The 19,645-nt window shown below is 52.3% G+C and carries 15 protein-coding genes and 1 pseudogene; 12 read left to right on the forward strand and 4 right to left on the reverse strand.

Going from position 1 to position 19,645, the window contains the following annotated elements:
• Positions 1–29 precede the first annotated feature (29 nt).
• The 7 genes from EQV96_RS13845 (at position 30) to EQV96_RS13875 (ending at position 7,545) form a co-directional block, all read left to right on the forward strand.
• Positions 30–692: a methyltransferase domain-containing protein gene (locus tag EQV96_RS13845; RefSeq protein ID WP_094999489.1), complete on the forward strand. Its 663-nt coding sequence runs from the start codon at positions 30–32 to the stop codon at positions 690–692.
• Positions 693–804: 112 nt separating this feature from the next.
• Complete coding sequence (locus tag EQV96_RS13850; RefSeq protein WP_178114897.1) at positions 805–1,779, forward strand: TauD/TfdA family dioxygenase; 975 nt, start codon at positions 805–807, stop codon at positions 1,777–1,779.
• Between the two features lie 2 nt (positions 1,780–1,781).
• A complete protein-coding gene (locus EQV96_RS13855) occupies positions 1,782–2,786 on the forward strand; it encodes an ABC transporter ATP-binding protein (RefSeq protein ID WP_240882123.1) in 1,005 nt (334 codons plus the stop codon).
• Positions 2,779–3,870, forward strand: coding sequence for an ABC transporter permease (locus EQV96_RS13860; RefSeq protein ID WP_153380192.1), 1,092 nt, complete (start codon positions 2,779–2,781; stop codon positions 3,868–3,870). The genes EQV96_RS13855 and EQV96_RS13860 overlap by 8 nt, the downstream gene beginning before the upstream one ends.
• A 47-nt stretch (positions 3,871–3,917) precedes the next feature.
• The gene (locus EQV96_RS13865; protein ID WP_240882124.1) at positions 3,918–4,460 is read left to right on the forward strand and encodes a permease; all 543 of its coding nucleotides are present in this window, start codon (positions 3,918–3,920) and stop codon (positions 4,458–4,460) included.
• Positions 4,457–5,896: an FAD-binding oxidoreductase gene (locus tag EQV96_RS13870; protein ID WP_240882125.1), complete on the forward strand. Its 1,440-nt coding sequence runs from the start codon at positions 4,457–4,459 to the stop codon at positions 5,894–5,896. The genes EQV96_RS13865 and EQV96_RS13870 overlap by 4 nt, the downstream gene beginning before the upstream one ends.
• Before the next feature lie 71 nt (positions 5,897–5,967).
• Entirely contained in the window at positions 5,968–7,545 is a 1,578-nt protein-coding gene (locus EQV96_RS13875; protein WP_240882126.1) for an aldehyde dehydrogenase (NADP(+)), read from the forward strand.
• Between the two features lie 65 nt (positions 7,546–7,610).
• Here the strand turns inward: EQV96_RS13875 and EQV96_RS13880 are convergent, their stop codons facing one another.
• On the reverse strand, positions 7,611–8,903 hold the full coding sequence (locus EQV96_RS13880) for a carbohydrate porin (RefSeq protein WP_240882127.1): 1,293 nt from the start codon (positions 8,901–8,903) through the stop codon (positions 7,611–7,613).
• A gap of 694 nt (positions 8,904–9,597) precedes the next feature.
• On the opposite strand from EQV96_RS13880, the gene EQV96_RS13885 reads away from it, so the two are divergent.
• The 5 genes and pseudogenes from EQV96_RS13885 to EQV96_RS13905 form a co-directional block, all read left to right on the forward strand.
• Positions 9,598–12,036 (forward strand): membrane-bound PQQ-dependent dehydrogenase, glucose/quinate/shikimate family, encoded by a 2,439-nt coding sequence (locus EQV96_RS13885; RefSeq protein WP_095023485.1) that lies wholly within the window; start codon positions 9,598–9,600, stop codon positions 12,034–12,036.
• Between the two features lie 837 nt (positions 12,037–12,873).
• Positions 12,874–13,674: a hypothetical protein gene (locus tag EQV96_RS13890; RefSeq protein WP_240882128.1), complete on the forward strand. Its 801-nt coding sequence runs from the start codon at positions 12,874–12,876 to the stop codon at positions 13,672–13,674.
• A 14-nt stretch (positions 13,675–13,688) separates the two neighbouring features.
• Positions 13,689–14,432 (forward strand): hypothetical protein, encoded by a 744-nt coding sequence (locus EQV96_RS13895; protein WP_240882129.1) that lies wholly within the window; start codon positions 13,689–13,691, stop codon positions 14,430–14,432.
• A 96-nt stretch (positions 14,433–14,528) separates the two neighbouring features.
• The gene (locus EQV96_RS13900) at positions 14,529–15,293 is read left to right on the forward strand and encodes a restriction endonuclease (protein WP_240882130.1); all 765 of its coding nucleotides are present in this window, start codon (positions 14,529–14,531) and stop codon (positions 15,291–15,293) included.
• A gap of 380 nt (positions 15,294–15,673) precedes the next feature.
• A pseudogene (locus tag EQV96_RS13905) lies at positions 15,674–15,841 on the forward strand (transposase); the annotation flags it as partial.
• 305 nt (positions 15,842–16,146) lie between these two features.
• Here EQV96_RS13905 and EQV96_RS13910 read toward each other — a convergent pair.
• From EQV96_RS13910 to EQV96_RS13920, 3 genes are all read right to left on the reverse strand, one after another.
• A complete protein-coding gene (locus EQV96_RS13910; protein WP_240882131.1) occupies positions 16,147–17,607 on the reverse strand; it encodes a hypothetical protein in 1,461 nt (486 codons plus the stop codon).
• Between the two features lies 1 nt (position 17,608).
• The gene (locus EQV96_RS13915) at positions 17,609–18,595 is read right to left on the reverse strand and encodes a nucleoid-associated protein (RefSeq protein ID WP_240882132.1); all 987 of its coding nucleotides are present in this window, start codon (positions 18,593–18,595) and stop codon (positions 17,609–17,611) included.
• A 366-nt stretch (positions 18,596–18,961) separates the two neighbouring features.
• Entirely contained in the window at positions 18,962–19,273 is a 312-nt protein-coding gene (locus tag EQV96_RS13920) for a hypothetical protein (protein WP_240882133.1), read from the reverse strand.
• Between the last annotated feature and the right edge of the window lie 372 nt (positions 19,274–19,645).

Consider the following 19,645-nt stretch of genomic DNA (forward strand, 5'->3'; position numbering starts at 1 on the left):
CTAACGCTAACCAAGACGAGAACGTATCCATGTTATTGAAAAATCTACGCCCTGCTGACGAGTACGACCGCTTTGCCTCGCAAGCACTGGAACCCTGGGATGTGTTGTTCGTCACCCGCATCCGCCAGATTGCCCGCGACTTGCCGCCGGGCGCCCTGGTCGATATCGGCACCGCCACCGTCGTGGTCCCGGTGCGTCTGGCGGCCGACCCGGTTTTGAAAGGCTGGCATTTCATCGGCCTGGATCTGGACGAAACCATGCTCGAAGGAGGCCGACCACGCATCGAAGCGCTAGGCCTGAGCGATACCATCGAACTCAAGGTCGGCGATGCCCTGGACCTGCCCTTCGCCGACAACAGCCTGACCATGGCGGTAAGCCGTGCCACCTTGCATCACTTGCCGGACAAGCTGAAAAGCCTGACTGAAATGTATCGCGTACTGCAGCCGGGCGGGGTTGGCCTGGTGCACGACATGCGCCGCGACGTCGCCCCCGACTTGCTGGAGAAGTTCACTCAAATGCGCGCTTCAGTGGGTTATCCACCGACCCATGTTGAAGAAAAAGTCACCCTGGAAGAGGCACGCGCGCTGGTCATCGAAGCGGGTCTGGACCATTGCACGGTAGTGACCAGCCCAAGTTCCGGCATGGGCGCACTGGGTTTCGAAATCCTCATCAAAAAGCCTTTGCTGGCTTGATACGCAACTCGTCGGGGAAAAAGCTATGGATCATCGTTTAGATAGGGTTGAGCACTTTAACGAAATGCTGGGCGGCTCGCGGATACAGTGTGGCTTTCTGTCGCCGGAGCACATGCCGCTCGTCATAACGCCTGTCGACAGTACGCTAAGCGATGACCGCGAGGCTTTTACGACATGGTATCGCCAGCACCAGGCAATCTTTGACAGCATGCTGCTGGAGTTCGGTTGCCTGTTGTTCCGTGGTTTTCCATTGCGCGAAAACGCGGACTTCCAGGCCATTGCGCAACACTATCCTGAGCATGCGTTCGGTTATATCGGCGGCGCCACGCCACGCAAGAACATCGAAGGCAGAGTCTACGAATCGACACGCATCCCGGCCACCCTGAAAATCGGTCTGCATCAGGAAAAGGCCTACATGGCGCACTATCCACAGAAACTGGCTTTCTTTTGCAAACAGCCCTCTGACCAAGGCGGCGAAACCATACTGTGTGATATGCGAGCCGTCACCCGTCGCCTGTCACCGTCATTGATCGAACGCCTCAGCGCCGCGCGCATCCAGTACTTGCGCAACTTCCGTGCCCCCAGCACACCCGAGAATGAACCGCGTAACACCCATATGCGCGAATACCACCGCCCCTGGGATGAAGCGTTCCTGACCGATGATCCGCAGCAGGTGGAACAGCTGTGCCGCGATACCCACCTCGATTACCAGTGGCTCGACGATGGCAGCATCACGGTCTCGCATACCGGTGATGCCATGTTGAAACATCCGCTGACCGGCGAAGCGATCTGGTTCAATCAACTGTCGACCCAACACAACAACGCCCGCTCCCTCGGCAAGCCGGGCTACGCCTACATTCAGCACGCCTATCAGGACAAACCGGCACGCCCTTACGATGTGCGGCTGGGCGACGGCTCGCCGATCTCGGAGGATGAAATCGCGCCGATATACGACGCCTTGGAGGCGCAGGAGATTGCGTTTCCCTGGCACAGCGGTGACATGTTGTTGATCGATAACATTGCCGTCGCCCATGGCCGCAATCCCTACAAAGGCAAACGCGATGTCCAAGTCGCGTTGTTCGATTGAACATGAACAGTCAAATCCTGCTGACGGACGAAACACACGGGCTGTCCGAACCTGCCCTGCACCGTGAGGTGCAGTTGGCACCTACGCGCACTGATGAACCCTATGCGGCGGCGGCCAAACTGATCCGGGTCAGCGCTGGCAGTTTCCACTTCGAGGTCCGCGATCTGCAGTTCCGGCGCGGTCGACATACCGCCATCATTGGCCCCAATGGTGCTGGCAAAACCACCCTGATCGAAGCCTTGCTCGGCTTCCGTCAGGCGCATCTGGAAGAGGCGCAGATTCTGGGGGTTGCGGCGTCGCGCTTTCTGCAAAGCACCCGGCACCGCAAGCGGTTGGGGGTGCAATTGCAGCGGGTCGAATATGAAGACTCGTCGAATGTCAGGGAAATCCTCGATTTGCATCAGGCCCTGTACGGCAAGCAAGACCCGCAGGTGGCGCAGGCACTGGATATCGAAGCGCTGCGCAAACTGCCCTATCGGGCACTGTCACGCGGCCAGAAACAGCGGCTCGATTTGTTCGTGGCGCTGGCACACCACCCGGAAATCGCAATCCTTGACGAACCGTTTACCGGGCTCGACCGAGCGTATATCGAGCGCGTCGCACACCTGCTGCGCTACGACCTGACGGAACTGACCATCATCATGATTTGCCACTCGGAGGAAGAGCTGGATGCCGCAAGCGATGTGGTGTGGGTGTGCAACGGCGGCGTTAAGTATCGAGGCGATAAAGAAGCATTAAAGAACCGCCTGGTCGGCGCCTTCCATGCGTATCTGCAGCTGGACGACAGTGATCATATCAACGCCATCTATCGCCAGTTGGAGCGCGAAAGCGCCACGTTGCGGCTGTCGAGGCCATCAAACACTGAAATCAGCGTCTATGGCACGCAGGAACTGGATCAGTCGATACGCCGCCTGATCGGCAATGTTGCGTTCCAGCACTTTGAGTTCGGCCCCACCCATTACCGCGACATGTTGCACCTCTGCGCCCAGGGAGAACAGGATGTTTAGCATACTGGCGATATTGACGCGCAACGAGCTGCTGGGGTTTTTTCGCAGCAAGTCGGCGCTGTTCTGGGCGCTGGCCTTTCCCATACTGCTGCTGACCGTGATGCTGATGGCGTTCGGTCATCCTGGCTCACTCGGTACGGTAAATATCCAGTTTCTGGAGGCTGACGCCCAGGCCAGTTCGGACACCAGTTGCCAGCTAGCAATCCAGCAGGCATTTGCTGGCGGAGATCCGGTAAAGGCCAATTTTTCAACCGTCAGCAGCACTGCCCCCATCGCAGCAGACACGGTACGCATCGTCTTTGCGGCCGGCGACGAACCGTTGCAGGTGCACTATGACTTCAAGGGTCAGCTGGCGGTACGCGCCGCAGCGCGCGTGATCGAGATCGCCGCGGTCAGGTGTTCAGCGGCCAGACGCGGCATCGTCTCAACAGACCTGGTGCGTTTCGAGGATACGGCCTCCGGTGCCAAGCCCTTCGACTACGGCCAGTTCTTTACAACCGGCATTCTGGTCATCTGTTTGATGTCACTCGGCATCATGTCCACCGCCTTATCGATTGCAAGCTTGCGTGAACATAATGCACTCAAGATCTACGCCTGCTTTCCAGTGCCGAAGCTGGTCTTTCTGGCCTCTATTCTCGTGTCGCGGGTGCTCATGATGCTGATTTCTGTCGGCACCTTGCTGCTGGTGGCGCGGTACGGGTACGGCATTGATATCTCGCTGTGGAGCGTGCAGTCCATGCGTGCGTTGCCGGTCATTCTGCTGGGCGGCGCCATGTTGCTGAGCCTCGGCACCCTGCTGGCCAGTCGCACCTCCTCGGTCAAGGAAACCGAATTGCTGTGCCATCTGATCCATTACCCGGCCCTGTTCTTCGGCAACCTGACCATCCCGTTGAACGATGCGCCAGCCTGGATCAAAAGCATTCTCTCGGTGATTCCGATCAACCAGTTTGTCTCGGTACTGCGCCAAGTGCTGCTCGAAGGAGCGCCCTTGCCTTCGCTGTGGCTGCCCTTGTTGGCCATGGCAGGCTGGACCACGTTGTTTCTCACCGCAGCCACCTTAATGTTCCGCTGGCACAAGAGTTAAGCCCGGGACTCAGGCATTTCATTGCATCTCTATCCAAGGAAACCCGCATGTCTATCAGCAAGCTAGGCCGTGCCTATTTGTCGAATGCCAGCGCATTCATTCCGGTCATCGTGTTCCTGTTGTATGGCCGTTTCGGCCCGGGTGAGGCAGGCGTACGCTGGGATACCGCGTATGTGCTCAGCGGTATTCTCAGCATTGCGCACCTGATCTGGCTGTTCAATTACCGCCCTGGCCATTGGATCGCAATGGGCGTCGACCTGTACCTGATGATTGGCGCCCTGTTGGCCACGGTCTCTACCGCTGCGTTGCAAGTGTGGGGGCAGGAGCTGGGTGCTGCACCCGTGCTGGCGTGCGTATTGGTGATTGGCATGGCTGCCACCCGGTTTTCTCCACTCGGCTTTATCGGCGAAACCAGCAGCAACCAGGCTTTGGTTCGAAAACTCTCTGTGATGCTGCTGATTGGCGCGGCCATCGCCGTCGCCGTGTCGTTGATTTTTCGCCATAACACGTTGCTGGGAGGCGTATTGCCGGTCGTCGCACTGGTGCTGGTACGCAGCCAGTTGCTCAAGCGCATGGCGGCGGCGCAATGAGCGACCTGGAACATACCGTGGACCGACAAGCCTCGGGACTCGACGCGTTTCTGGCCGAAGTCGCCGAAGTTCTGGGGCAGGCGTCGCTGCTGACCGGGGCGGACTGTGCCCCCTATGAAATCGACGTTGCTCATTGCCGCGGCAAAGCGGCGGCGGTCGTCATCCCGTGCGATACCCACGCTGTCAGCGCGCTTATGCGCATCGCGGTGCGCCATCGCATACGGCTGGTCGCCCAAGGCAACCGCAGCGGATTGGTGGGCGGTGCCGTCACCGACAACTCCGGCAAGCAAGTGATCGTCTCACTTTCGCGCATGCGCCAAGTGCGCGAGATTGATCCCTTGAACCGCACGGTGATTGTGGAAGCCGGCACGCTCTTGTCAGCACTGAATCGCACACTGGAAAGCCATTCGCTGTATTTCCCTATTGATATCGGCAGCGACCCGGCCATAGGCGGATTAATTGGCGCCAATGCCGGCGGCAGCCGCTTGCTCAAGCATGGCGACGTGCGCCATAACCTGCTCGGTATCGAAGTGGTGCTGGCCGATGGCGACGGCACCGTGGTGCAACTCCTCGCACCGCTGCGCAAGAACAATACCGGGCTTGACCTCAAGCAGTTGTTTGTCGGCACCGGCGGCGCCTTCGGCATCATTACGGCGGCGACGCTTGAGCTCAAACGCATCGACCAGTCGACGCAAAGCGTGTTTGTGGCCTTGCCTGACCATGGGACAGCGCTTGAGGTGTTGCAGGCCTTCGAACTTCAATTTGGCGATCTGCTGTGCGCGTTCGAAGTGATATCCGAGGCGGCGCTCGCCATTACGTTGCGCAACTTCCCCACGCTGCGCCACCCGTTCGGCCAATCGTCGGCAAGCTGCTATGCCCTGATTGAGATCGCCAGCAGCATGCCTGGCTTGCACAGCCTTTTTGCGCAACGAACCGAACAGGTGTTGGAAGCGCTGTATGAAAGCGGCCGAATTCTCGACGCCGCCTTTGGAAATACCAGCAGCTTTTGGCCACTGCGAGACAATCTACCGCTGGCCATCGCCAAGGAAGGTATCCCACTGTCGTTCGACGTAGCGTTTTCGCGCTCACGCTTGGTCGCTTTCCGTGATCAAGCTGCACAGTGGTTACAGCGCGAACATCCGCTGCTACAGCTTTACGATTTCGGCCATTTTGCCGACGGCGGCTGCCATTTGATTGTGCTGGTGCCGCACGCCCACATCAGACAGTACGGCATCGCCAAGGTCGTCGTTGTGCGTAGCGGCATCTATAAGCTGGTGACCGAAAACGGCGGCTGCTTCAGTGCAGAGCATGGCGTCGGGCCTGTGAATGCAGCTTATTACGGCAAGTACACGCCCCCAGAGGTGCAGGAAATCAGCAGGGCTATGCAGCTTTTAATGGATCCCCAAGCTGTGTTGGGCCGCTACCGCTACACATAGAACCAACCTCCTGCGCATTTCATTTCCAGGAAAAATCGGGCCTGACGATGGCACAGCAAACAATAGGACACATGATGATTACTGGCAAAATGCTCATCGGCCAGTCGGCAGTGCGTGGCGACAAAGGATTGCTGTCTGCAATCAACCCTGCCACCCATGAAACGCTGGGCCCTGACTTCGGCGTCGGCGGTATCGCTGACATTGAACAGGCCTGCACGTTGGCGCAGCAGGCCTGCGATCGCTACCGCGCGACCACGGCAGAACAGCGTGCCCAGTTTCTGGAAGCGATCGCCACGGGCATCCTGGCGTTGGGGGTCACGCTGATCGGGCGCGCGTCTCTCGAAACCGGATTGCCGGCAGCGCGCCTGATCATCGAACGGGGTCGCACCGTGAGCCAGTTGCGACTCTTTGCCCAGGTGGTGCGCGACGGCCACTACCTCGGCGCCACCCTCGACTGCGCATTGCCGACACGCATCCCTGCTCGCCCCGACCTGAGGCTGCACAAAATCGCGCTCGGCCCAGTGGCTGTATTTGGTGCAAGCAATTTTCCCCTGGCGTTTTCGGTTGCCGGCGGCGACAGCGCCGCTGCCCTGGCCGCTGGCTGCCCGATAGTGGTCAAGGCACACGAAGCTCACCTGGGTACGTCTGAACTGGTAGGCCAGGTGATTCAACAGGCAGCCGCTGCCCACAACTTGCCAGAGGGCGTGTTTTCCCTGCTCATTGGCGACAGTCATCCGTTCGGCCAGTCCCTGGTCAGCCATCCCGCGATCAAGGCAGTCGCCTTCACGGGTTCGCGACAAGGCGGTCTGGCGCTGATGCGTACCGCGGCGCAACGCAGCGAACCGGTTCCGGTGTACGCCGAAATGAGCTGCATCAATCCCGTGTTCCTGTTGCCGCATGCGCTGTCGATGCGCGCCAGCGAAATCGGCCGTGGATTCGTTGAGGCTCTGACGATGAGTGCCGGCCAATTGTGTACAAATCCAGGTTTGGTGATTGCCCTGGAAGGTCAGGCACTGACCCAGTTTTGCAGCACGGCCCTGGACGCCCTGCACAAAAAGGCGGCAGCAACCATGCTGACGCCGGGGATTCATCATGCCTACCTCGCTGGGATCGAGGAGACAGGCAACATCAGCGGTATTACAACGCTGGGCCAAGGGTGCCCTGCAGAAAAGCCAAGTGCCGCGCAGGCCACAGTGTTCGTAACCGATGCAGCCACCTTTCTCACAACAGAACGGCTTGGCGACGAAACATTCGGCCCCAGCTCGCTGATCGTCGCCTGCAAGAACGAAGATGAAATGCTGGCGGTGGCCGAGCACCTGTCAGGACAGCTGACGGCGACAATGCAATTGGATGACGCTGATCATGGGCTGGCCCGAAAGCTGCTGCCCATCCTTGAGCGCAAGGCGGGCCGCATCCTGGTGAACGGTTATCCGAACAACGTCGAGGTCTCTCACGCGATGGTGCATGGCGGCCCGTTCCCGGCCAGTTCGGACAGTCGAAGTAGCGCCGTCGGCGCCAGCGCCATCGACAGGTTCTTACGGCCGGTGTGTTATCAGGACCTGCCTGCGGCCTTGATGCCTGAAACGCTACAGGAGGGCAATCCGCTCGAACTGTGGCGCATGGTCAATGGGCAATGTGTGCTTGCCTGAGTCGCGGAGATCGCTTAATAGCCTGCGCTTTCAGGTTCGTAACGCACAAATCGCCAGCCCGCCTGTTAAAAAGTCGCTTTGATCTGTAGTCCTACAGCCAATGCGTTTCCTCTTTTTTTACCGAAGAACGCGCCCGGTTCGATGTAGTACTGCATGTCCGGTCGCACCAGCAGCCAGGGCGTGACTTGCGCGCCATAGTTGAGTTCAAGCATCTGCTCGCCGTTGTCGAGGCTGGCGATCATGTCTGACTCCCCAAAATTGATTGCAGCCGCTTCTTGCTCATCGCGCGTGCGCGAATTGATCACGGCGCGGCCATAACCAAAGGCGATAGTATCTTTGGGGCGGTTTGCAAAGGGCTTCTGCTTGACCAGACCCACCGAATACCAACGACGCATCGGTGAAGTCGCAGCGTTACTGGTGGCCGCTTGCCCGAAAAGGCGCAATACGCTTTCAGGGTCTTGCTCGTCCTTCCAGATGGCCTGATCAAACAACACGTAAGCCCCGGTACGGTTACTGCTCTTTTCTGTGCTGCCAATTTTCTGGTAATTGGACGTGTCGTAATACCAACCGACTTTGTACTGACCATCCAGAAAGGCATGATTATTGAAAATCGCCTCCAGTGGCAAAATAGCCCCGGTGGTACCGTTGCTGGGCATGGAAAACGCTTCAGAAGGGCGTGCGTTGTGCTCCGGGTTGACTTGGAACACAGCGGTTTGCAGCGTTAGAGACGGGTTAACGTCGTAACGCAGTTCTCCCCCCCAGTGTGCCGTCGGATAGTTACCCCATCCACTGCCGCTGGACATGGTTAACGGGTGTGCACAAAAACCGGCGCTTACAAAGTTGGTCAGGATGGGCATCCCCCCAAATTCGGTGCCCATGACCATATATCCGACCTTGGCCGACAGGTCTTTGGAAAACAGATTGCGTTGATAGCTGAACTCGGTCAGCCGGGTGTATTCACCCCCATAGTTTTCCTGAGCTGATAAGCGGTTACCGAGCAAATCTTCCGTGGCGCTGTGGCCACGACGGTCATTGATAATGATCTGCACCACCCCAGCATCCGGAGTGTCGAGTAACTTGCTCAGATCAAACTGCGCGCCAATGCGTATTTGTTGCGCATAGCGAGTGCCGCGTTTTATCCCGCCGTGCAGGTTCGAAATCGTCTCGGAGCTGTATTCACCCGTCAGCTTAATCCCCTTGTCGACCAGCTTCTGTCGCTCCCCTCCCCAATCGCCGGTGAGTGTTGAGCGACTCATCAAGTCCGTAGAATCTGCCAACGCTGAAGCAGGGGACAACATACAGAACGACAAACCGCTGCACAGGCTGGTACTCAGCAGCGCGCGGAAAGAAAAAAACATTCGAAAGGTGCTCCGTTGAAAAAACGCAGATGATCAAGGCTGTTTAGCAAGTCGCCTTATGCTGCTTGCGTCAGGGTGTAAGGACTGGATTGGATTGGATTGGATAACGTCGCTTGACGTTAGTAGCAACGCTTAAGTGTAAGCATTAGCTTTTTTGGAATACATCCAACTCTGCAAGAAACATTGTTGGTGCGTTCGTAACAATTCGCCTGAATGCCAGCTCTTGAACTAACAGGCACGAACCTGAAGCGATGACTCAACAGATCTGCTCATCGTGCCTATGACTCATTGCTCGTTGGCCACCCAGCACCGATGACGTTCTGCACCTATTGAGTCGCTCACGACTACTTGATTGTTACTGTTTCATCAATATTGTTTTCCAATGCGCTGGATTTATCCGAGACATCATCCGATTAAAATTAGCCTGCTAGCGCAAACAAAGTCACAAAATCCAACCCTATAGAGCACTGATGCTCCGCTCCAGGTTTCGTAGAACCTTCAGTCCTTTGTGTGCAACTGCGCGTTCAGCATCCGACTCACCGGGTAACGACCTGGTTTTTCAGCGCTTTAACGCTTGATTGACGAGGTGCCAGAGGATTTACGCCCAACCAATTACGTCCGAATCGATCATTCGGCCGGGCTGTTCGCACCGACGAGGAACAGTTTTGTATTCACCCATAGAGCATTCATGAAAATGACGGATGACCATCAATCACCCACTAAAAGACGGGCAATCAGCTCGCTCGCGAGAATAATATTTTCCCTCTTCGTTTTTGCTGTTGCAGTGACATTGATATACGGTGGGGTCATGTTATTGGCCCTGGACGGATCAAGTTATTATCTAATAGCCGGGTTGGCTTATTTGCTACTCGCCCCGTTATTGTTATGGCGTAAACGTTTCAGCATTATATTTTCGGCACTTATTTTCCTTGCCACATGCGTCTGGGCATTTTATGAGGTAGGTCAGTTCAGTTATTGGGAACTGCTGCCACGCCTTGTCGTTCCAGCCATTATCCTGACACTTAGTTTGTGGGTGGGCGCGACGTTCCCGGGTACATCCCTGATGACTCGGCGCATGGCTAACCGGTTTGGCTTTGCGGTGTTTGCCGCGTTGATCGCCACCTTTATTGCTGCGTTTTACCCTCACGGTGCGATCTCAAATCCTGTGGTCGCGTCGAAGGCATCCGAGCCGAAGGAACCTACTGCCGATACGCCTGAAAATTGGGAATACTATGGTCGCAGCGCATCGGGTACCCGGTTTGCGCCTTACACGCAGATCACCCCAGAAAACGTCAAGGACCTACAGGTCGCCTGGACATACAGAACAGGGCGCAGAACGACCGGGGCTGGTGCAGGCGTAGACGAAAACACGCCGTTGCAGATTGGCAACGTGCTGTATTCATGCACACCGGAGAATCTGATCACCGCACTGGATGGTGATACTGGGGCTCCTCTCTGGAAGTTCGACCCTAAAGCCAAAACTGAAGAACACGTCACCTGCCGCGGCGTGGGTTATTACGACATCGATAAAGACGACAGCCTGAGTGCTGAGGTCAAGGCTTCGCACGACAACGACCAACAATGCCGTCAGCGCATTCTGGTGTCGTCGGTAGATGCCCGTCTGTTTGCGCTTGACGCGCACACCGGCGCCCTGTGCTCGAGCTTTGGTGAGAACGGTTACGTCGATCTCAAGAAAGGCATGGGCCCGACCGAGAAGAGCAAACGCTATCACCCAACCTCTCTGCCGGTTGTGATGGGTCATCTGACCGTAGTCGGCGGCTGGGTGCGTGACATTGTAGCGGGCGAGCCTTCAGGGGCCGTGCGTGCATTTGACGTGCTGACCGGTGATTTGGTCTGGGCATGGGACATAGGCGCACCTGAGGGTAAGGACGCTACTGCCGACGATCACCAGTTCACGCTGGAAACGCCTAACGTATGGACTATTCCTACTTACGATAAAGAGTTGAACCTGGTCTACCTGCCAACAGGCAATGGCCCACCGGACTACTGGGGCGGTGATCGCAACGCGGCCAAGGAAAAATATGGCTCGGCGGTTGTAGCTGTGGATGCATCGACCGGTAAAGCCAAGTGGGTTTACCAGATCGTTCACCACGATGTGTGGGATTACGACCTGCCTTCTCAGCCAGTTATGTATGACTGGAAGAGCGCTGACGGCGAGAAAACGCCGGTTTTGATCCAGACCAGCAAAACAGGCAATATTTTTGTTCTGGACCGTCGTACAGGCAAACCTGTTACCGAAGTTGAAGAACGTCCGGTTCCAACCTCACCTGCTGCTGAAGGCGAGCACCTGTCACCGACTCAACCGTTTTCGGTCGGAATGCCAACTATTGGTGTTGAGCCACTGACTGAGAAGTCCATGTGGGGCGTGACGACTTTCGATCAACTGTACTGCCGGATCATGTTCAAGGACTCCGTTTACGTGGGCCCGTTTACACCTCCGTCCGAGAAACCGTACATCGAATGGCCAGGCTTGTTGGGCGGTATGAACTGGGGGGGCATCTCCATCGACGAAAATACAGGCATGATGTTTGTTAACGACATGCGTGTGCCCCTGCGGATGTCGCTGGTGACGAAGGAAGACACCAGCAAGTTCAAAGTATCGACTGACGAAGTGCCCGGTTTCATGGGAACCATTCGCCCACAAGTCGCCGGTATCTATGGCGGCGTGAGAATCGACATTCTGCAATCGCCACTGGGCGTGCCGTGCAATACACCCCCGTTCGGCAGCATGAGTGCGATTGATCTCAATACTCAGAAACTGGTGTGGCAAGTGCCTATGGGCACCGTCCAGGATACCGGCCCTATGGGAATTAAAACCCACATGCCGATACCGCTGGGCATGCCAACACTGGGTGGTCCAACCTCAACAGCCTCGGGCCTGGTGTTCTTTGCAGGGACTCAAGACTACTACCTGCGTGCGCTCGACTCGGCAACCGGTAAAGAAGTGTGGAAAGCACGCTTGCCTGTCGGCGCAGTGGCCGCACCGCTGATCTACAAATCACCGGTTACCGGGAAACAATACGTGGTGATCTCTGCAGGGGGCATGAGCCACTCCCCTGACGTAGGTGATTACATCATTGCGTATGCATTACCGGACAGCGCTGAAAAATAAACGGCTGGTTGCGTTTATGTAAAAAATAATCCCCGTTTACGGGGATTATTTTTGAGGCAAACAAAAAGCCCCGAGAGCAGAACTCTCGGGGCTTTTTAGGTAACGCTGAAGCTGTTAAGCCCAAGGCAAGACCTAGAACGGTTATGAATACCAGAAGCCTCTGCATTTTGGCGAGCAAGCGATTCATTCCGCAAAACACTGGAGCCCGCGATACACACCAGCTCAATTTCGCATTGATTTTGTATATTTTTTTGTAAAATTTCTGTCCAACCTCACCAATTTATCATCCTAAACTTTACAGAATCCCCTGCGACTAACTCCATGCATCAAGCAGCGAACTTGGCCAAAAAAGGCGACGAACGGTAGATTCATGTTGGGTCGCTACAGAGCTATGACACAGCAATGTCATTGGTGCGAAGTCGCACTCCACTTGACTACTCATTTGCGTTCATCTTGACCATTTAATTCGTTCTAGCCACCGACTGAATCGAATTAGACCAGCGCGGGTTGTAACCATGACCGGCAGAAAACCCTCAAATCGATGAGAGCTACAGTGGCTCCTGAAGATTTACTCAGATTTGAGTGTATCTCTGTAAGCTAGTCAAAACCCTGAGAAATCACGCTCCCATAGTGGAGTACCGCGCACTGTGGTTTTTTGGTCTCAGTAAGACAGCTCGGTCTACTGAGCATCAGTGATCCCTGCCCTGAGACATGAACAACCAAGTGTAGCTAGTGAGCCTTAGGAGTCATCGAAAATAGGTATCCCAAGGATCGTCATGCCATGGATAATGGTAAGGTGACATCACCATTTTTGAGGGAACATAATTGATAATTCCGATGGATGTGACGATTGGAACAGGTGAGGCAAATTTTACTGATCTCGACTTCTATTATGGAGCTAAAGCATTAGAGGGGACCTCAGAGGTCGTTGCTCTTGTAGCACATACTATTTTGAATAGAACACTCGCAAAGCAAGTCCCCTCAATAGAAGGAATAAGAGCCAATTTTAAAAGATCCTTCATCGGCTCTTTCGGGCAAAAATTCGAGTTAGCAATTACTGGCGCCGAACAAGTTAGAGTGCTGGAATGGATTGGAGAAGATGGGTTCTTCCAGATAATGAAACACTACATAGGTCAAGCCGTAGGCGTCGAGCATCAAATAATAAAGCCTGTCGCAATAAGCTGGGCCAGAACCTACATCGAAGACGAAGTTGACTTAATCCAGAGAATTCGTGAACCTTTACTGAGAATACACAAACCTATAGAAAATCAAGGTTACCGAATAGTTTTAAATAAAAGACGCTCGCCAATTTCAGTATTTAATAGCGACACATTTCAGTATTTATCACATGAATTTACAGAAGATCAACGCATTCAAATAACCGCTGTAATTACCAGATTTAACAAACTAACAGGAACTGGCCGCCTAATTTTATCAGAGGACGAAAAATCTGTTAGCTTTGCTCCTGCGAGAACCTGGCAAATGTTCCCTGCTAATCAAAGAAAACTCTTTTCAAGAAACCTGCACCAAAACAATGGCTCAGAAGATTTTTCGCCTTTAACATTGGAAGTCACCCGCGTTATGGGTCGAGATGACATAGTCAAGCATTACAAGGTCCATAGCGTCATCCTTGACTAAACAGGTATAGGACCATGAGAAAAGAAATAGTGATTGGCGCTATGACGATAACCGGGGCATTACTAATATATTCTCTGAACTTCAATGAAGGTCTTGGATTATCTTCTGACAAGGGAGAATGGGGTACGTTTGGTGATTTTATAGGCGGATTTTCTAATCCCATTATAACCTTTATTACAATGTGCATGTTAATCAAGTCTATAGACCTGCAAAAAGATGCGAACATGAGCATTATCGAACAAAACAACCATATAAAAAACTCTGAGGAAAGGCAAAAAGAGCTTGAAGACTTGAGATCTTTTGAGTCTACTTTCTACAATCTTGCGGAAGTTGCCAGGCAAGAGTACAGCCGACTTATTATAAAGGATTCATCCGGCAAAGAGCACTGTGAGTCCTACGCTGTCAGCCATATCGAAGAAGAGATTATCAGATTATATAAAGACAATATCAAAATGGATGTGCAGTCTGACTTCGAAGCGATGTTCGACAAGTTAGACGAGCAATCATCAATGGGGGTCTTCTCTTCGGTGAGAAGTTTTTACATACTATTCAAAATAACAACCGAAGCATGCCCTTCCCGCTACCAGGAAAAATACATAGAAATCTGTAACTATACGATGCCCGTTAGATTCCTGAACTTAGTATGCATAGCACAAGCATATTCAGGATGGGGCATACTAAAACTGCTAGAGGATCGCGCTTTTTTCGAAAAGGATGGGCTCAAAGAATATCTCACAGTTTGGCAAGATTTAAAATAACAGTTCACGATTAATCCACAGGTTCACACTTGAAAAATCTTTAAGAGTGCGCCTGACCAAGAATTTCTAAACATCGTACCTAATTCACGGTGAAACATGTCTAAGATACAGAATACGGGCAAGGATTTTGAGAGTTACGTCCAGTACGTTTACAGCACGCTACTCAATCTTCGCGGCGAAAAAACACAAGTATCTCGCCGAACCACCTTCAAGCTACCCACCGGCGACACCTATGAAGTTGATGTATACTATGAATTTTCTAGGGTAGGCGTTCGACATAGGGTAGCTATCGAGTGTAAAGATTGGAAGCGCCCCATTGATCAAGGTAAAATCCTCGAATTTCACCAGAAGATTAAAAATATCGGACATGATGTTATTGGAATAGTTGTGTCTCGATCTGGCTACCAAGCAGGTGTTGAGATGGTAGCCGCTAGACACAACATATCACTACTCACCGCGGACGACCTACCATCGCTTCCAGAGTTAGTAGGTCAACAGATTATAAGTTCTGGGCTGCATGAACCTAATTTACTTGGCGAGCCTTTCTGGATTATCGCAGAGCGGAGTAATAGTCCAACCCAGTACAGCACTGGAAGCTACCATGCTCCAGTTGCCGACGGCCGACCCACGGTCCCTTTATTTTTATCGAAAAGGTATGCAGAACTTTACTTAGAAAAGCTTAAGGACCGGGAGCTATGGTCGGTTTACGGCATGCCGCAATACAAGTTGAAGGTATTCCTTGCGCTCGCGAAACTTCATAATTTGAATACTGCGATTGTTTATGCCCACCCAGAATCTAACGGCACTATTTCTGCGGTAAAAGCCTCGGTGAGAGAACTAGAGCGCGACTTTATCGTTTGATCCCCTGACAGCATGCTGGGGTAGAAACGTTACCGCGTGGACCGAGACGGTAATGGGCTAGGTCAACGCCGCAATGTACGCCGGCAGACCGCCCGGCACGGGCCTCAACATCTGGTCGACCAAAACCATTTACTCGCCGTAACCAGATGGATAACGGCTGGAAAAAACGATGTGGTGAAATATTGCGGAGTGCTCACGAACGACAGTAAACACACTCGCGCACCCTATTCATCAAATACCAAGCTGAGGAGCGAGCTCTCTGGAACACTTGCTGCGTGTTTAAAAAACACCTTCCAATGGAAGGAAGCTACGCCGACATTCTGAAGATGACAGGGAAAGGCTCAGGAATGAATGACTGCTATGGGTCGACTCTGTGTAAGCGACCCAAGTACCGAAAGCAAAATATCATCGAGGGTATGTTTGGTTGGCTAAAGGAGAACCGCCGCATCGTTACACGCTTCGACAAACTCACGAAAAGTTATGCGGCGATAATCTCGCTGGCCTGCGCCATGCGATGTTTACGACGTTACTGTTCGTACATAACCTAGACGAACGTCACCATAACGACCGCTTTCATGACCTGATGGATAAATACTTTCCGCAATGTCAGACGCCTCGAGTTGAGCTGAATAGGTCATTGTTGACTGAATAACGCTGGGATTATTAAACCTTACGGTATCTTTAACCACCTGAACCGAAAATGCAGATTGGTGAGCTACACCTGTTCGACACCGGCTCTAAAACCAGTGACCAAAGCAGCCCGCCTAACAGAGCTTTTAAAAAGACTTATTTCATCGAAGTAATTACTTAGTACCGCTTGAATTCAAAAAAACCTGTACGCTACGGTGTTATATTACCCAACGCAACAATCAATAGACTCACGAACCACCTCTACCAATGGATTCAGATATTCTAAAAAAAGCATATTCAAAAAGCTGGTAATGACTCCAGGAAAGGCTAGTGATATCAGATACAAGGCGGCCCCCCCGTAAAGAATGAAACAAAGCGCCCAAATCACCCAAAAAACCTTTCTTCCAGCCTCTACCTGAGACTCTACTAACGTTTGCCAATCTTTATCTGACATAAAGCTATATAGTTTGTTTCTCCAGTCTTTTCGACTAGAGTCTGCCAAAGAGTTAAATCGTCGATTTGAGAACCCACTGACGAAAATACTAAGCGCTAATAGTAGAGCTGTCGCAATATAAAGCGACTGAATAACTTTTCCACCCACAGTGATCGGACTGCTTGGAATCTTAAGCGCTAACACGACACCTGCAATAGCAAAGTCGCGCCACACTGCCGAAATTAGATCCCGCGCAGCAGTCTGTGTTTTTGCGACTTCCTCCTGTAGCCCTTTCCTCAGATCACCAAGTCCTTTTATGGCCTCCTTGCTCTGATCTTGTAAATGGAAGGCAAATGCCTCTTTGGCGCCTACCAGGCTATTTTCGAGAACTTGACTGGCACCTTCAGGCCATGCACTGCCTTGATTCCAATTTATAGCCAAGTGATTGTTTAATAGCTGAAATTTAGTCTCGGCCTCACGAGGAGTTGCATAAACCCAATTGCATGCCTCACTAAAACTACCATAGTCGACGCCGCTCCAGTTCACCTCCTTCACCGGTACAGGAAGTGAACGCCCACCTCGAAACACTGCTTCTACAGCATCACCTTCGCTGCGGACTTCGGACGGTAGACAGAAAGCCAAATTCTGTTTGGCAATATCTGACCATGCATCGTATACAACGCTTGCTGAGGCAGGACTCTCTAAAATTAACCATGGACTGATAGACGACGGGGTATAGGCATGAGTTAGATCCCGAACAAGCTTCCAAGGTTTCTCGGGCTTCTGTTCGATCTCGGGCAATAATTTATCTGATAGGAATGGCCTTACAGCATGCTGAAAAGTAGCAAAAGGCGCAAAATCTCCAGCCACCCAGACACAAAGTCGTTCTGGCGCAATGGCTTGGCCTGCGCAGAAGCTTTTTAACCATTGCCGAAAGCCGTCGACCGTTGCGAAATACACCCAGTCATCAGTTGACAGCTTCGTGATAATAACCCTTACAGGCTCCAAGGCATCTTCTACACTGAATTCCTCAGCCGGCCACTCCTGACCACTGATAGCACCAATGATCACCATGGAACCTAGTCCATATGTAGTGAGATATGTAGAAGTCAGCTTAAGCTGTTTAATAAACTCCGCACTTGGCTCAGAAACATCATCCATTCGCACTTCAGCAAGCGTTTCAAAAACTGCGACTTTGGTGCCCATTCCCGGCTGCTCTAGCAACCTAACTAATTGAGCACCATAATCCATATCAAACCTCGTTTACTTTAGACGTTGAGATGGTGATAGTTTTCCCATCTGGAGAAATTTTTAAGGTATTACCAGCCCCAGGCGGAACCGTGATCACAATCCCCTCTTGGGTCTTGTATCTAACTTTTCTTACCTCCGGCAACGCATCTGGCACATACTCAAATACTTCACCAGTCAATCCTTGGTAATTTAGTTCTTTTTGATAGGACGCTTTAACCTCATCATTCCCATAAGCGCCAAAAAACTGATCAAAAAAGTCATCTGCATTGAATTCTTTCTGTTTCTCTGCAATTTCTCTGACCTGCTCTACAGCGCGACAAGTAAACGAGGATGGGAAGTCATCTTTATGCTTAGAAACGATCTTAATTACGGCCTTATGCAAGGACTCAGTTAGCTCCGCTGGCTTTTTGGTGCGTTCGACACCAAGAAACTTTCTAAAAATATCACTAATACTAGATCGCGTCTGACGATCAATCACTGCTACATGGCCTTCAGCGGCAACTGCATCCAAGTCGACAAGCGCGGACTTCTGGAGTGACTTGGCCGACTGTGTAAAATTATTGACCACATCTGCAAGCACGGCCTTCGCGCCATTTCTTGTGAAGCTAACGACTTCATCCGAATCATACTTTATAAGTGAGTAGTATCGTTTCTCTCCAGCGAGCAGCTCGATTACAATTAAAACCCCAAGTGTAACTCGCTTATCATAAAAATCGTTAAACTGAGAAGCTAAAACCTTTGAAAGCTCGAGAAAAGTGGTCTCCTTGCCCTGCCACTTCAATATTTGGGCTTTAACACTAGAGTCATCCAAGAAGGAAAACCTATTCCCTTTAAGAGTATCTTTTATTCGAGCGACAAAAAAAGGCTCGAACTTCCCAAGTGGTACATCGTCAAAATATTCGGGTTCATCCTTTCCATGGTGAACTACATGAAAGAGGAAATTACTTATTTTTAGTGAAGCTATTTGATCATCTGTTAAAGTGGCCAAAGATTGTCCCCCTTGCATTGGTGGCTAAGTGCCACGACATATAACCACTTTTGAATCACGTTTCACACTACAAACTCTCGCCAGCATACTGTATATTAATACAGTATTCCAGCTAATGCTAAAATTCTCTCCCTCAGGATTTTCCTTGTCACGCCAAAGGGGCATGGCAAAACAGGCACTGAACTCGATTGGCGGGTTGTATGGAATAGAACGGCAAGCGAGTGACATGAGCGATGAAGATGGCTCGCAAATACCACAGGAAAAGGCAGCACCACTCATAAAAACACTGCATGTGCGGATGCTGGCCTAACGCGACCTTGTGCCCAACGGATCAGCTACGGCCAAACTGCAATATGCGGAGACTAGCTATCGGCTTCCAGCGTCACCAAAATAATCATCCTTCGCGACCAGCCCGAGACTATCGTTGAAATCTTGGCCATCCTCACTGAGCTGTTGCTGAGTTCGCTGATCCTGCTTAAGGTAAGTCAATGTTCGAAAGAAGCATTCCTCACACAGATGCAGTTCATAGCGCTCCCCATCATGAGCACTACCATAGCCCCAGTGTGCTTGTAGGGTGCCAAACTGATGCCCGCCAGTATCCAAGCGTGTGGAGCAACGGCATACATCGCATACGACATCTGTGACGGCCTCAATTTCAACTCTTCCGGTTATTTTCATCGCGATTCCTACAAGCACCTCTAACTTTTGATTTCAGCATACCTCCAGGACGGCGCGTAGGCTGGCTATTGTTGCATCCACCGCTTGAATCCACAGTCGCTCTCTGCCGGTCAAGGTCATGAAATGTGGTGGTAAAATCCATGTAAAAAGCAGCCCAGATCAACTGCAATTGGGTAAGCGAGTCTACACAATACCCCAATAACAAAAGATGAGTGGGCGGAAAGAAGACCATCTTTACCGTTGAGGGTATTCATATAACGAGGCGCATGGGTGGCAAGGGTTGGGTGGTACGTTTAAGTGTAGAAGCTCAGACTTCACCTGAAAGTGACTACATAGGGACACTCTAGACCAAGTTGCGCGACCTGGCCTATC

This window comes from Pseudomonas sp. TMW22080, assembly GCF_022496745.1.
Lineage (GTDB): Bacteria > Pseudomonadota > Gammaproteobacteria > Pseudomonadales > Pseudomonadaceae > Aquipseudomonas > Aquipseudomonas bubulae.